Consider the following 531-nt stretch of genomic DNA (forward strand, 5'->3'; position numbering starts at 1 on the left):
AGGCGCCCATCAACAGGTTTTCCTGGATGCTCATGCGGGTAAAGACGCCCCGCCCTTCCGGCACCATCGCCAGCTTGTCCTTCACCAACTCGAACGACTTCTTGCCCTTCAAGGGCTGGCCCTGATACGTGATGTGACCATCGACCTTGCAGTCCGGCAAGGTACCGGTAATGGCTTTCAGGGTGGTGGTCTTGCCGGCGCCATTGGCCCCGATCAAGGTCACCAGTTCGCCCTCGTTGACGTCCAGGCTGATGCCCTTGACCGCCTTGATGCCGCCATAGGCTACGTTCAGCTGGTCGACTTTCAGAATATTCGTTGTCATCTTAATGTCCTGCTCCCAGATACGCTTCGATCACCGCAGGATTCTTTTGCACCTCCGCCGGCACGCCCTCGGCAATCGGACGGCCATAGTCCAGCACCGTGATCCGGTTGCACAGGCCCATCATCAATTTGACGTCGTGCTCGATCAGCAGGATGGTTTTACCTTCGGCCTGGATCTTGACCAGCAATTCTCTGAGTCCCAGTTTTTCG

Annotated in this window: 1 protein-coding gene and 1 pseudogene; both read right to left on the bottom strand. The window is 57.1% G+C overall.

Features of this window, described 5'->3' with window-relative positions; genetic code table 11:
- A partial coding sequence (locus tag LBW87_RS23820; protein WP_225203960.1) for an ATP-binding cassette domain-containing protein occupies positions 1 to 322 on the bottom strand: 322 nt, incomplete at its 3' end.
- A gap of 1 nt (position 323) precedes the next feature.
- A pseudogene (locus LBW87_RS23825) lies at positions 324 to 531 on the bottom strand (ABC transporter ATP-binding protein); the annotation flags it as partial.

This window comes from Herbaspirillum sp. alder98, from assembly GCF_020179755.1.
GTDB lineage: Bacteria > Pseudomonadota > Gammaproteobacteria > Burkholderiales > Burkholderiaceae_D > Herbaspirillum.